Source organism: Massilia pinisoli, assembly GCF_024753285.1.
Lineage (GTDB): Bacteria > Pseudomonadota > Gammaproteobacteria > Burkholderiales > Burkholderiaceae_D > Telluria > Telluria pinisoli.
The window spans coordinates 78618-90140 of sequence record NZ_JANUGW010000003.1 but is presented as its reverse complement, the minus strand read 5'-3'; the positions used below and the strand labels follow the sequence as shown (position 1 = coordinate 90140).

The following is an 11523-nucleotide window of genomic DNA, read 5'->3' as shown; positions in this document are numbered from 1 at the left end:
CGAGGTCGCTAATGTACCTCAGTTAGCGCTTTCAGACAGCAGCCACACCCGTGAGCGGCAAGGTGATGGCGACGAGGGTGCCCTCGCCCGGGCGCGACTGCACGTGGATGCCGCCGCCCAGGGCGAACACGCGCTCGCGCATGCCGATGATGCCGATGCCCTCGGACGCGACGGCCGGGTCGAAGCCTTCGCCATCGTCCTGCACTTCGATGTGCAGCGCGCCGTCCTCGTCCGACAGCGAGAGGCTCACGCGCGCGAAGCCCGCATGCGAGTGCTTCATGATGTTCGACAGCGCTTCCTGCACGATGCGGTAGGCGGAGATCGCGAGCTCGTTGCCGATCTTCGAGAAGTCGCCCTGCGACTCGAATTCGAAGTGCACGCCGGAGCTGCTGCGGTAGTGGCTGACCATCTCCTCGACGGCGCCGTGCAGGCCCAGCATGTCCAGCACTTCCGGCCGCAGGCGGCGCACGAGGCGGCGGCCGTTCGCGTACAGGTCGAGCGCGAGCTTCGTGATGGCCTGGGCCTTGGCGCGGATCTGGTCGATCTCCTCGCCCGGCGTGGCTTTCGCCGCCAGTTGCTGGATCGTCTGCGATTCCAGGCGGACGGCGATCAAGGAAGCGTTCAATTCGTCGTGGATCTCGACCGCGATGGATTTTCGTTCGTCCTCGATGATGCTGTTGACCTTCTGGATCAGCTTGCGCTTGTCGGCGTCGGCGCGCAGCGCCTCGTTGCGCGACGCGAGCAGGTCGCGCGTGCGCTCGGCCACCTTGTTTTCCAGGTCCTGCTTGGACTGGTCCAGCGCCACCGACATGTCGCCGATCGACGCCTGCAGCTCGCCCACCTCGCCGCCGGTCGTGACCGGGAGCTGCACGCGGTAGTTGCCGCCGCGGATGCGCCGCAGCACGGAGATCGCCTCGCGCAGCGGCACCGTGAGGCTGCGTGCGAGGATGTACGCGAGTGCGCCGCTGGCGGCCAGCGCCAGCGCGGCCATCGCCAGCTCGACGCGGAAGCGGTGCAGCTGCTTGGCCAGCATGTTCGTGGGCGACATCGTCACGCGCACGAGGCCCACGACCTCCGTGGTGAGCGTCGGCGGACGCGTGTCGCTGGACGCGGAGACGTGCGGCGTGCCATTGTCCGAGAACAGGTTGATCCACACGACCTGCTTGCGGATCGGCGCCTCGAACGAACGGCTCTCCGCCTCGATCGGATGCTCGGACACGACGGGTACGACGCTCTGGCCGTTCATGTCGACGACGTCGATGCGGTACACGCTGCTGTCCGACTGTACGAGGCCGTTCACCGTGAGGCGCAGGTCCGACAGGTTGCCGGAGATGACGTTGTATTCGCTCGTTTCCGCCAGCGCACGCGCGAGGATGCGGCCGCGCTCCGCCAGTTCCTCATCGACCTGGGCGCGGTGCGCGTACCACGAGTACCAGACGAAGGACGTGAACAGCAGGGTCACGGGCATCATCGTGATGAACGCCATGCGCAGGCCGATGCTCCAGCCGCGCCAGAACTGCAGCGCGCCCGGACGCAGCTTCGCCGGGCGGAGTTTTGCCGATCGGAGGGCGGCGGCGCGCAGCGTGGCCTCGCGCAGGGCGGTGGGTCGTTTCATGGCTGGTGCGCCGGCACGGGCCGGGCGAAATTGCGCACGTTGTCGGCCACCTCGACGTCGAGCGAGCGCGCGACGCCCTCGTTGACGATGGTGTGGAAGTAGCGCGGGAACTGGGGCGCCGGCAGTTCACCGCCGGCCACGTAGCTGCCCACGATCTCCGCGACCTGGGCATTGATGTCCTCGACCTCGGAATACGTCGTCGCCAGCGCGCCGGCCTTCACCATGTCGGCCGAGAAGCCGATCACGCCCTGCTTGTGGCGGTAGGTCGAGAGCAGGATGTTGCGGAAGTTTTCCGTGTTGTAGACGGCGCTGTCGGGCAGCGCCAGCAGCACGTCCGTCTGCGCGATCTGGCCCAGCAGGCGGTTGATGTCCTCGTCCGGGTCGGCCTGCAGCACGTTCACGTGCTCGTTCTCCAGCACGGGCTTGAGGAAGGCGGTGTCCGGGCCGAGGATGGCGGCCACGCGCACGGGGCGGCGGTACAGCAGCGCGACGAGGCGCAGCTGGTCGGCCGGCGCCGGTTCCGCGTACACGGCCGTGAACAGGGCGGCGCGCGCGGCGGGCAAGGTGCCGAGGATCGAGCGCACGACCTGGCTCGACGTGAACGTGGAGATGACGACGCAGTCGCAGCGGCGCTGCGCCACCTCGCGCAGCGCGGCCGGGCCGACGGTCACGTACAGCATGCGGCGGTGCTGGGCCAGCTCCGTGCGGAACACGGCGAACACGGGTACGAGGCGGCGCACCATGTCGTCCACGATGCGGCGCGTGATGGCGCTGTCGTCCGTCGTGACGATCTGGTAGCGATAGCCCTGCACGGGATCGGGCTTGATCTCGCGCGTGGTGGTGGCGTGGGCGCTGGCGCAGCAGGCCACGGCGGCCAGCGCGGCCAGCAGGCCTGTTCTCATGCGGAAGAGCATCGACGACGGCACGGCGCTACAACGGATCAGGGCTCGATCAAGCCATGCTTGACGGCGAGCTTGGTGATGTACGCCTGCCGGTGCACACCGAGCTTCTCCTTCACGGACTGGCTGATGTTGCTGATGGTCTTGGTCGACAGGTTCAGCCGCTCGGCGATCTCCACGTTCGTCAGGCCCTCGGCCATCAGCTTGAAGATCTCCAGGCTGCGCTCGTCCAGCTGCGACTGCGGCGAGACGTCGCCGCGCACCGCCAGGCTGGCCAGGCGCTCCGCGATCTGCGGCAGGAAGTACAGCTTGCCCGCATGCGCGTGGCGCACGGCGTCGGCCAGGTCGGCCGGGTCGCAATCCTTCGTGACGAACGCGTGCGCGCCCAGGCGGTAGGTTTCCTTGATCAGGCTGTCCTGGTCGAACTGGCTGAGGAAGACGATCTTGGCCTTCGGGTCGTTCCTGAGGATGTTCTGCGCGGCATCCATGCCCGTCAGCTCGGTGCCGAAGCGGATGTCGAGCACCGCCACGTCCGGCCGGAATTCCGCATACATCGCGGCCGCTTCGCTCGGGCTCTTGGCCTGGCCCACCACTTCCATTCCTTGCGCCGACAACGACATCGCGAACCCCGTCATCACGATCGGGTGGTCGTCCGCCAACATCACGCGGATCGGCTTTTGCTCTTTCTGCACGTTCGATTCTCCAGGCTGCTTCTGCTTTCAAGCGAAAGCACAATGCCGATTATTCCACACAACAGCACCGGGCGCGAGGCGGACCGTAACCATTTTCCCATCGGGCGGAACATGACGGGCGGACAAGTGGAATTACATCTTGCTACGAAATCGCTTTACCAATTGCTAGGAGATAGCATATATTGGTTCCGTTCGTTGGATATTCAGCTTCACTCCGATTTACAGCCGGCAATGCCGGCAACAACAAGAAGGAGGATGGCCATGCAATTCACGAGTCTCTCGAGCGGCAACCGCCCCGACGGCAAGGCCGTCAAAATCGCACTCGTCGCCGGCCTGCACGTGGCCCTGGGAGCGATGTTCGTCCACAGCATCAACACGAAGAAGATTGCGCTGCCGAGCCTGCCGAATGACCTGGTGGTGATGCTCGACCCGCAGCAGCCCGACCCGCCGAAGCCGCCGCCGGAGCCGCCGAAACCGGTGCCGAAGATGGCGCCGCCCGACATCGTCGTGCCGAAGGTCGACGTGGACGTGGCCCCGCCGCCGGTGCCGGCACCGGTCCAGGCGACGACCGAGTCCGATCCATCGCCGTTCCCGGCCGCGCCGTCGTCCGACGCACCGCCGGAACCCGCCGCGCCGCCGAGCGCCAATCCGGGCCAGATGCACACGGCCGTGTTCGCGGACGCCAACGGCTGCGCCCTGCCCGACTACCCGGCCGCGGCCGCGCGCCGCGGCGACACCGGGACGACGACGCTGGCCCTGCTGGTGGGTGCGGACGGCCGCGTGAGTTCGGCGCGCGTGGAGCACTCGAGCGGCTCGCGCGACCTGGACCGCGCTGCCGTCAACGCCCTGAGCCTGTGCACGTTCAAGCCCGCGACGACCAATGGCACGCCGCAGGCCGGCTGGGCGAAACTCGCGTACGTCTGGAAATTGGATTGATTACGTCGCTTTGGCCCGCCTCCCTCCGGCGGGTCTTTTTTTGCGCACGAGAATAACAACGACAAGGGAGACGCACGATGCGTCACGTATCAAGGCGGGCCGCGTGCGCGGCCGGCGGCCTCGCGTTCCTGCTTGCCTGGCTCACGCTGCAACCGCGTGCGGCGCCCGTGCCGACGGGGTCGTTCCTGCCGGGCTACAGCGCGATGTGCGCGCGATAAAAGGTATCCCCCACGCGCCGTTCCCACGCCGCGGCACGGGAACGGCGGTGTATCGCTTTTATTGTAGGCTCAGCTGCCGCGCCGCCATCCCCTCGCCACCGACAACCCTAGCAGCGACAACCCCACCACGATCAGCGCCCCGCTGGCCGGACCCGGCACCCGCGACGGGTCCATCAGCGCGTACAGCTGCGCTTGACCGAGGACGTTGTCGTAGAGGCTGACGAGATCCACCGATCCCCCTGCCGCCGCGTGGGCGTCGAGGGACAGGCACAGGGCCGTCGCGGCCAGGGCACTGCGGAATTTCATGATCGTTTCCGTTCGTTCGTGATGAGGCGGCAGGCAAGGACCGAAGCGTTCGCCGGGTCCCTGCTTCGAGCTTGGAAACATGATAAGGAAGGCCCGTAGGCCGGCCCAGCCCCACGAATGGGGTGGAATGCGGATGAGTCACATGCGCGAGATCGGGGGGCGCAGCAGCTCCAGCAAGCCGGCCTCGGACGAGCAGCCGAATTTCTCGTAGACGGCCTTCACGCAATCGCGCAGCACGGCGTCGCTGACTTCCATGTTGGCGCGCGCCGATTCGCGGCCGCCGCCGACGCCCATCCAGAACGCGACCTCGGCCTGTTGCGGCGACAGCTCGACGGAGCCGATGGCGCGCCAGATCCGCAGCGGCAGCGGCACGACGAACTTCATAAAGATGCCCACCGTGCGGATGTACGCGGGGTCCTCGGCATGCAGCGCGGCGGCACCGCCGGCGCGCATCCATTGCGCGCGCGCCTCCAGCACGCCGCCGGCCATGGCGAGGGTCCCGAGCGGCAGCAGCCACGGATAGCGGTCGCCGTACGCGACGGATTCCACGAGGCGCAGGCAGAACGGCGGCAAGGTACGGCGGTCGAATACGTGGCGTTCCTGCGCGGCCAGTTGATCGAGCAGCGCGCCGGCCGAATCGCTCAGGTACAGGATCTGGCCGTCGACGGTGGCCAGCAGCATGGCTTCGTCCTCGATGACGCCGGCGCCGCCGGCCGCGAGTTCCGGCGCGTTGCGCAGCACGTGCTCGAAATAGGTCGCCACGCGCTGCAGGTCTTCCTCGTCGTGGCGGTCGAAAGGCGGATCGTCGTGGCGCCACGCCGTGATCTCGCCGAGCCGGCGGCTGCCGTTTTCCAGCGGCACCTGCAGCACATGCAGCGCGGGTGTGCACGGCGCCGTGAAGCCCGCGTGGTCGCGGAACGCGTAGCCGCTGGGCGGCGGCAGCACCTGCACGTACGGCGCGTCCTGCGCGGGCGCGGCACCGGCCGGCTCCACGCGCAGCGCCAGCTCGGCGCACGTGTTCGGAACGAGCTCGCGCACCAGCGCAAACGCATCCTGGGCGATCGTCATCAGGTCCAGTCCCGCGTGGCACAGGATGCGCAGGCGGGCCCACTGGCGGCTGTTCTTTTTGCGGGACACGGGCGGCTCGTCGGCTGGTGAAAAGGGACGGCTGAAGCGCGGCCAATACTGATCGTTACGGCAACAGATGTCAACCTGGCGCGGCGGCACCGCTCTCCGGCTAGCGCGCCGTGGCGGCGTGTTCGATTCGTCCGAGCAGGCGGCGGCCCGCCGCCACGATCCTCGGGTCGGTCCCCATCTGCGCCCGCACGATCATGCCCTCCACGCACACCATCGCTTCGTCCGCGACGTCGTCCGGTGCGGCCAGGCCGAGACGCGCGGCCACGTCGCCGAGATAGCGCTGCAGGTCGCGCTTGTGGCGCACGGCCTGCTCCAGGTGGCGCGGGTCGTCCGTCGCGCCCGTCTCGGCGACGGCGTTGATGAAGGCGCAGCCGCGGAAATCGTCTTGCGCGAACCATTCGCCCAGCGCGTCCGCGATGGCGGCCAGCCCTTGCCCGCGCACGAGCCTCGCCTCGACGGCGGCCATGAACCATGCCGTCCAGTGCGCATGGCGCCAGTCGAGGAAGGCGGCGATCAGGTCGTCTTTCGATGGGAAATGGCGGTACAGCGACATCTTGGCGACGCCGGACTCGGCGACGATCCGGTCGATGCCGGTGGCGCGCAAGCCGTCGCGGTAGAACAGGCGCTTGGCCGTGTCGAGGATGCGGTCGCGGGCGGAGGGCTGGGCCATCGTGGGTCGGATCGGAGTACGGGATGCCAGTATAACGATACAGACCTGTCTACACCACCTATCGGAACGCACAGGCCATGCGTCGGGCGGATCGCTTACGATACAGACCTGTCTACATCATCTTAAGGAGTCTTCATGTCCACCGTCGAACCCCGTCCTCCGTTCCCGCCTTTTACCCACGAGACGGCCATCCGGAAAGTGCGCCTGGCCGAAGACGGCTGGAACGGCCGCAATCCGGAAAAAGTCGCGCTGGCGTACACGCCGGACAGCCGCTGGCGCAACCGCGCGGAATTCGTCAACGGCCGCGATGAGATCGTCCAGTTCCTCGACCGCAAATGGAAGAAGGAACTGGACTACCGCCTGATCAAGGAACTGTGGGCCGTGGACGGCAACCGCATCGCCGTGCGCTACGCCTACGAATGGCACGACGATTCCGGCAACTGGTTCCGCACGTTCGGCAACGAGAACTGGGAATTCGACGACATGGGCCTGATGCGCCGGCGCTATGCCTGCCTGAACGACATGCCCATCCAGGCATCCGAGCGCAAATTCCACTGGCCGCTGGGACGGCGGCCGGACGACCATCCCGGCCTGTCCGACCTCGGGCTGTGACCCGTCACTGGATGACGCCGCAGGCGATGCGCTCGCCGCCGCCGCCCAGCGGCTTCGGCTGATCGGAGAAATTGTCGCCGCCGGCGTGGATCATCAACGCCTTGCCCTTCACTTCGGACAACTTGGTCAGCCGCGGTGCCGTCACGGCCGTGCTGGCCCGGCCGTTGTCCGCCACGACGAGCGGGGGCAGGTCGCCCAGGTGGCCGTCGCCGGACGGGCCCGCGTGGTGCTTCGCCCCGGCCGGATCGAAGTGGCCGCCGGCCGCGCCGGCCGCCACCTTCTTGCCATCCTTCTCGTTGGCGCCGCAGGTGCCCATCTCGTGCACGTGGAAGCCGTGCGCGCCCGGCGGCAAGCCCGTCAGGCTCGGCGTGAATACGAGGCCGGACGGCGATTCCGCGACCGTCACGTGGCCGATCATCTTCCCGGTGCCGTCGGCGTTCACGAGGGTCATCGGGGCCTGCAGGTGCTCGGCGGCGTGCGCGCCGGCGGCTGCCGCGAGCGCGCATGCGAATGCGATGAGGGATTTAACAGTCATACCGTCTCCTTTCAGGGTGCCTTCAGGTTTGGAATGTGTCGCCGGGATAGTGTATTCGATAAAAATTTATTAAGGAAAACGTTACGGAAATTTTGAGACGACGCAACGGCCATCGTGAAAGAGACAGGAACAATGGCGCCTCGGCGCCGTGCCGATCGACGGAGACAGCATGCTTGAGCCTGACGACAACCCGCTCGCCCACGCCCACGAGCACATCATCGCAACGCATCCCGAGCTGGCCGCGGACCCCAGCCTGCGCGACCGGCTCGCGCGCGCGTACGCGTACGCCGTGGCACTGGGCTTCACCGACGGCGACGCGATCGCCCGCTTCCTCCAGTACGAAACGTCCGCCCCCGGGTTCTATCGTCAGCCCGCGATCGACGCCTGGCTCAGGCAGCCGGGCCAGCCCGTCGAACTGCGGTTCGCGGACGTGCTGGCGCGCGTGACATCGCGGCTGCGGCGCGATTGATCAATCGCCCAGGACGTCGGCCGTCGTGCGCACGTCCGCGTACTCGCCATGCAGGTTGGCGAGCGCCATCAGGTGCACGTCGTCGGCGCAGCGCAGCGTACCGCCGAAATCCACCTTGTCGAACGTGAAGCACGCGTCCGCGACGACGGCGGTCGAAAAACCCAGGTTGCCGGCCGTGCGCGCCGTCGCCTCGACTGAATTGTTCGTGCTCACGCCGGCGATCACGACGTCGCGGATGCCGCGCACGTGCAGCCACCGTTCGAGGCCCGTGTTGACGAAGGCATCCGGCACGTTTTTCTCGACCACGTGTTCGAGCGCCAGCGGCGCGAAGCGTTCCTGGAATTCGGCGCCGGGCTGACCAGGCGCAAACACCGATGTCGCTGACCGGCTGATGTGGCGTACGAGCACGACGGGCTTGCCCGCCGCGCGCCAGGCGGCCAGCAGGCGCGCGATGTTGGCTTCCGCCTGCGGGTTGTTCCGGGGCGGCAATGTGGGGCTGAGCATGCCTTTTTGCATGTCGATGATGAGCAGTGCGGTCATGGGGTCGGTTCTCCGAAACGTTCGACGACGAAATCAATGAAACTGCGCAGCTTGGGCGAGCGATAGCGGTCCGGCAGGTAGACGACGTGCACGGGCCGGCTGGGCAGCTCGAAATCGGGGAACAGCTGGACGAGGCGCCCTGCCCGCACGTCGGCCTCGAGCAGGATCGTCGGCTGCAGCACGACGCCGAGCCCCTGCAGCGCCGCGGTGCGCAGCGCCTGTCCGTTATTGATTTTCACGCGGCCCTGCACGGGCACCTGGCACACGTCGTGATCGCGCTGGAACCGCCATTGCGCGATGCCGGCGGCGCCGAACGACAGGCAGTCGTGGTGGGCCAGGTCGGCCGGCGTGTCCGGCATGCCGCGCCGCGCGAGGTACGCCGGCGACGCGCACAGCATCAACCGGTACGGCGCCAGCGGCCGCGCGACGAGACTTGAATCCGGCGCCAGCTGGCCGATGCGGATCGCGGCTTCGCAGCCGCCGTCCATCAGGTCGACGACGCGGTCGGAAATGTCCAGTTCGACGTCCACCTCGGGATAGCGCGCCAGGTAGTCGGGCAGCGCCGGCGCCAGCGCCTCCACGCCGAACGTGACGGGCGCGCTGACGCGCAACGTGCCCGCGGGGGCGAGGCGCATCGCGTGCGCCTGCGCGTCCGTCTCGGCGACGAGGCGCAGGATCTCCTTGCAGCGCGCATAGTAGTCCTCGCCGAACGCGGTCACGTGCTGGCGCCGCGTCGTGCGGTGCATCAGCTGCATGCCGAGCCTCTCCTCGAGCGCGCGCACGTGGTTGCCGGCCATCGTGGCCGACATGGCGCACGCGTCCGCGGCCGCGCTCAGGCTGCCCTTCTCGACGGTGAGGACGTAGACCTTCATGCTGTCCAGCAGATCCATTCGCAAGTCCCGGTTGAAGATGATGCAAGAAAAGCAGAGTTTATCGTCTTTCGATGGGCAATCACACTGGGCCTCTCAACCACAGGAGCCCATGCCATGTACGCCATCCAGCTCGTCGAACCTTCGCTCTCCTCCTTCCGCCGCACGTCCTTGCCCGATCCGGAACCTGGTCCCGGCGACGTCCTCATCCGCCTGCGCGCCGCCGCGCTGAACTACATCGACGTCGCCGTCGCGACGGGAAGCTTCCCCGGTGCCACGTTGCCGATGGTGCCCGTCGCGGACGGTGCCGGCGACGTCGTCGCGCTGGGTGCCGGCGTGACGGACGTCGCGCTCGGCGACCGCGTGATCCCGCACTTCATGCCCGGCTGGCTCGACGGGCCGATGCGGCCGGAACGGATCGCGGCCATGCGCGGCATCACGCTGCCCGGCTCGCTGTCGGAATACGTGGCCGTGCCGGCACACAGCGTCGTGCGGCTGCCGGACCATCTCGATTTCGTGCAAGGCGCCACCTTGCCGATCGCGGCCACGACGGCATGGAATGCCGTGCGGTCGGCCTCCGTGCGGCCCGGCTCGACGGTCGTCATCCTCGGCACGGGCGGCGTCAGCCTGTTCGCGCTGCAGTTCGCCAAGGCGAGCGGTGCCACGGTGATCCTCATCTCGTCGTCGGACGCCAAGCTGGAGCGTGGACGCGCACTCGGCGCCGACCACCTGGTGAACTATCGCGCGCGGCCGGACTGGGACGCGGCCGTGCTGGCGCTGACGGACGGCCGCGGCGCCGACCTCGTCGTCGAGACGGTCGGCGACGCCACGTTCGAGCGCTCGCTGCACGCAGCGGCGATGGGCGGCACCGTGTTCACGGTCGGCTTCCTTTCCGGTGCGGCGACGTCGATCAACCTGTTTTCCATCATCGGCAAGGCGCTGCGCGTGGTCGGCAACAGCACGGGGTCGGTGGCGGACCTGGCCGAAGCCCTGCGCGCCATCGAGGCAAACGGGATCGTGCCCGTGGTCGACCGGACATTCGGCATCGACGAGGCGGCCGCGGCGTACCGCGCGGTGGCGGACGGCACGCACGTCGGCAAGGTGGCGATCGTCCAGTAACGGCGGGGTTACAGCGTCTTGCCGTCCGCGGCCGGCGCCGGTGCGGCGGCCTGGGCATCGGCCTTCGCCGTCGCGAACAGCGCGCCGACGTCGTCGACGGTCTATTTCTCGTTTGATCTGATTTTTTATGCTGGCGGCGTGTCGGGCCATTGCAACCCGTAAGGCAGTTCAGACGGGCCGAAGACGATATGCAGGACGCGGCGCCGGCTCGTCCCCGTCGCTTTCGAAGATGCATGCAGCGCGAGCGGACGCATGACGAGCGCCCCGCCCTGATCGACCGTGCACGTGACGACCGGTCCAGCCTGCTTCAACCGGCTGGCCTCGGCCGCATCGACGCGCCCGCGCGTGTGCGTACCCGGCACGAACTGCAGCGGTCCATCCGTTTCCAGACAAGGATCGAGGTGGATGCGCACGGCGACGAGCGTTTCCAACACGTCTGCCGGCGGCTGGACGAACAGCGTGCCTTCCTTGTCCGACCAACCGCGCAGGGACGGGTGGTCCAAGCGCGTGCGCACCGGGATGCTCAGGTCCTGGTGGATCGGTACGAGCCAGTTGTTGTCGATCGATTTTTCGAAGTACGTGCACTGAACGGCGACATGGCCCGCCGGAATGAGCGCACCCACGGCCGGATGCGCCCGGAGTTCCGCCACGAGTGCGCGGCATTCCTCATGAGCCAGCAGGTTGCGCGTACCCGGCGAATCGGAAGCGAACGCCTCGACGAATTCCGCGATGGCATCGCACTGCGAGTCGCGCAACACGGCAGGGAGAACGGCAAAACCGTCGCGCAGGAAGGAATCGGAAGTCACGTCGGAGCTCGGCAGTGAGGATGGCCGCCATCGTACCCCAACATGCAAGTAAGTTGCCAATTTGCATACACACATGCGAGGATGGCCGTCTTGACTTGTC

Annotated in this window: 15 protein-coding genes; 5 read left to right on the top strand and 10 right to left on the bottom strand. The window is 67.7% G+C overall.

The window, feature by feature from the left end; all coding sequences use genetic code 11:
* Nucleotides 1-31: 31 nt before the first annotated feature.
* The 3 genes from NX784_RS04650 to NX784_RS04640 are packed head-to-tail and all read right to left on the bottom strand — an operon-like array spanning nt 32 to nt 3206.
* Nucleotides 32-1615 carry a sensor histidine kinase gene (locus tag NX784_RS04650; RefSeq protein WP_258815526.1) on the bottom strand — a complete coding sequence of 528 codons (1584 nt, stop codon included), beginning with the start codon at nt 1613-1615 and terminating at the stop codon, nt 32-34.
* The gene (locus NX784_RS04645) at nt 1612-2517 is read right to left on the bottom strand and encodes a hypothetical protein (RefSeq protein ID WP_258815525.1); all 906 of its coding nucleotides are present in this window, start codon (nt 2515-2517) and stop codon (nt 1612-1614) included. Before NX784_RS04645 ends, NX784_RS04650 begins: the two co-directional genes overlap by 4 nt.
* A 38-nt stretch (nt 2518-2555) precedes the next feature.
* Nucleotides 2556-3206, bottom strand: a complete 651-nt coding sequence (locus tag NX784_RS04640; RefSeq protein WP_025511700.1) for a response regulator — start codon at nt 3204-3206, stop codon at nt 2556-2558.
* 261 nt (nt 3207-3467) lie between these two features.
* Between NX784_RS04640 and NX784_RS04635 the strand changes: the two genes are divergently transcribed.
* Nucleotides 3468-4142 carry an energy transducer TonB gene (locus tag NX784_RS04635; protein WP_258815524.1) on the top strand — a complete coding sequence of 225 codons (675 nt, stop codon included), beginning with the start codon at nt 3468-3470 and terminating at the stop codon, nt 4140-4142.
* A 77-nt stretch (nt 4143-4219) separates the two neighbouring features.
* Nucleotides 4220-4360: a hypothetical protein gene (locus NX784_RS04630; protein ID WP_258815523.1), complete on the top strand. Its 141-nt coding sequence runs from the start codon at nt 4220-4222 to the stop codon at nt 4358-4360.
* A gap of 69 nt (nt 4361-4429) precedes the next feature.
* Here the strand turns inward: NX784_RS04630 and NX784_RS04625 are convergent, their stop codons facing one another.
* The 3 genes from NX784_RS04625 to NX784_RS04615 all read right to left on the bottom strand — a co-directional run bounded on the left by NX784_RS04625 (nt 4430) and on the right by NX784_RS04615 (nt 6473).
* A complete protein-coding gene (locus NX784_RS04625; RefSeq protein ID WP_258815522.1) occupies nt 4430-4666 on the bottom strand; it encodes a hypothetical protein in 237 nt (78 codons plus the stop codon).
* A gap of 138 nt (nt 4667-4804) precedes the next feature.
* Complete coding sequence (locus NX784_RS04620) at nt 4805-5803, bottom strand: hypothetical protein (protein ID WP_258815521.1); 999 nt, start codon at nt 5801-5803, stop codon at nt 4805-4807.
* Nucleotides 5804-5903: 100 nt separating this feature from the next.
* Nucleotides 5904-6473, bottom strand: coding sequence for a TetR/AcrR family transcriptional regulator (locus tag NX784_RS04615; RefSeq protein WP_258815520.1), 570 nt, complete (start codon nt 6471-6473; stop codon nt 5904-5906).
* A 135-nt stretch (nt 6474-6608) separates the two neighbouring features.
* Here NX784_RS04615 and NX784_RS04610 point away from each other — a divergent pair, with 135 nt between their 5' ends.
* Nucleotides 6609-7085: a nuclear transport factor 2 family protein gene (locus NX784_RS04610; RefSeq protein ID WP_258815519.1), complete on the top strand. Its 477-nt coding sequence runs from the start codon at nt 6609-6611 to the stop codon at nt 7083-7085.
* Between the two features lie 4 nt (nt 7086-7089).
* Here NX784_RS04610 and sodC read toward each other — a convergent pair whose 3' ends face one another.
* Entirely contained in the window at nt 7090-7620 is a 531-nt protein-coding gene (gene sodC / locus NX784_RS04605; RefSeq protein WP_258815518.1) for a superoxide dismutase [Cu-Zn] SodC, read from the bottom strand.
* Between the two features lie 169 nt (nt 7621-7789).
* On the opposite strand from sodC, the gene NX784_RS04600 reads away from it, so the two are divergent.
* Nucleotides 7790-8089, top strand: coding sequence for a hypothetical protein (locus NX784_RS04600; RefSeq protein ID WP_258815517.1), 300 nt, complete (start codon nt 7790-7792; stop codon nt 8087-8089).
* On the opposite strand, the gene NX784_RS04595 is transcribed toward NX784_RS04600, so the two are convergent.
* Together NX784_RS04595 and NX784_RS04590 are read right to left on the bottom strand one after the other, a co-directional pair.
* Nucleotides 8090-8629, bottom strand: coding sequence for a cysteine hydrolase family protein (locus NX784_RS04595; protein ID WP_258815516.1), 540 nt, complete (start codon nt 8627-8629; stop codon nt 8090-8092).
* Complete coding sequence (locus NX784_RS04590; RefSeq protein ID WP_258815515.1) at nt 8626-9519, bottom strand: LysR family transcriptional regulator; 894 nt, start codon at nt 9517-9519, stop codon at nt 8626-8628. Before NX784_RS04590 ends, NX784_RS04595 begins: the two co-directional genes overlap by 4 nt.
* Nucleotides 9520-9615: 96 nt before the next feature.
* On the opposite strand from NX784_RS04590, the gene NX784_RS04585 reads away from it, so the two are divergent.
* Nucleotides 9616-10617, top strand: a complete 1002-nt coding sequence (locus NX784_RS04585; protein ID WP_258815514.1) for a zinc-dependent alcohol dehydrogenase family protein — start codon at nt 9616-9618, stop codon at nt 10615-10617.
* Between the two features lie 125 nt (nt 10618-10742).
* Here NX784_RS04585 and NX784_RS04580 read toward each other — a convergent pair whose 3' ends face one another.
* A complete protein-coding gene (locus tag NX784_RS04580) occupies nt 10743-11423 on the bottom strand; it encodes a phytanoyl-CoA dioxygenase family protein (RefSeq protein ID WP_258815513.1) in 681 nt (226 codons plus the stop codon).
* Between the last annotated feature and the right edge of the window lie 100 nt (nt 11424-11523).

Excerpts from the sequence above, each read along its gene's own strand:
- NX784_RS04635 (WP_258815524.1), top strand. The coding sequence starts at position 3,468 with ATGCAATTCACGAGTCTCTCGAGCGGCAACCGCCCCGACGGCAAGGCC.
- NX784_RS04630 (WP_258815523.1), top strand. The coding sequence starts at position 4,220 with ATGCGTCACGTATCAAGGCGGGCCGCGTGCGCGGCCGGCGGCCTCGCG.
- NX784_RS04615 (WP_258815520.1), bottom strand. The coding sequence starts at position 6,473 with ATGGCCCAGCCCTCCGCCCGCGACCGCATCCTCGACACGGCCAAGCGC.
- NX784_RS04645 (WP_258815525.1), bottom strand. The coding sequence starts at position 2,517 with ATGAGAACAGGCCTGCTGGCCGCGCTGGCCGCCGTGGCCTGCTGCGCC.
- NX784_RS04585 (WP_258815514.1), top strand. The coding sequence starts at position 9,616 with ATGTACGCCATCCAGCTCGTCGAACCTTCGCTCTCCTCCTTCCGCCGC.
- NX784_RS04610 (WP_258815519.1), top strand. The coding sequence starts at position 6,609 with ATGTCCACCGTCGAACCCCGTCCTCCGTTCCCGCCTTTTACCCACGAG.
- sodC (WP_258815518.1), bottom strand. The coding sequence starts at position 7,620 with ATGACTGTTAAATCCCTCATCGCATTCGCATGCGCGCTCGCGGCAGCC.
- NX784_RS04625 (WP_258815522.1), bottom strand. The coding sequence starts at position 4,666 with ATGAAATTCCGCAGTGCCCTGGCCGCGACGGCCCTGTGCCTGTCCCTC.
- NX784_RS04590 (WP_258815515.1), bottom strand. The coding sequence starts at position 9,519 with ATGGATCTGCTGGACAGCATGAAGGTCTACGTCCTCACCGTCGAGAAG.
- NX784_RS04600 (WP_258815517.1), top strand. The coding sequence starts at position 7,790 with ATGCTTGAGCCTGACGACAACCCGCTCGCCCACGCCCACGAGCACATC.
- NX784_RS04650 (WP_258815526.1), bottom strand. The coding sequence starts at position 1,615 with ATGAAACGACCCACCGCCCTGCGCGAGGCCACGCTGCGCGCCGCCGCC.
- NX784_RS04595 (WP_258815516.1), bottom strand. The coding sequence starts at position 8,629 with ATGACCGCACTGCTCATCATCGACATGCAAAAAGGCATGCTCAGCCCC.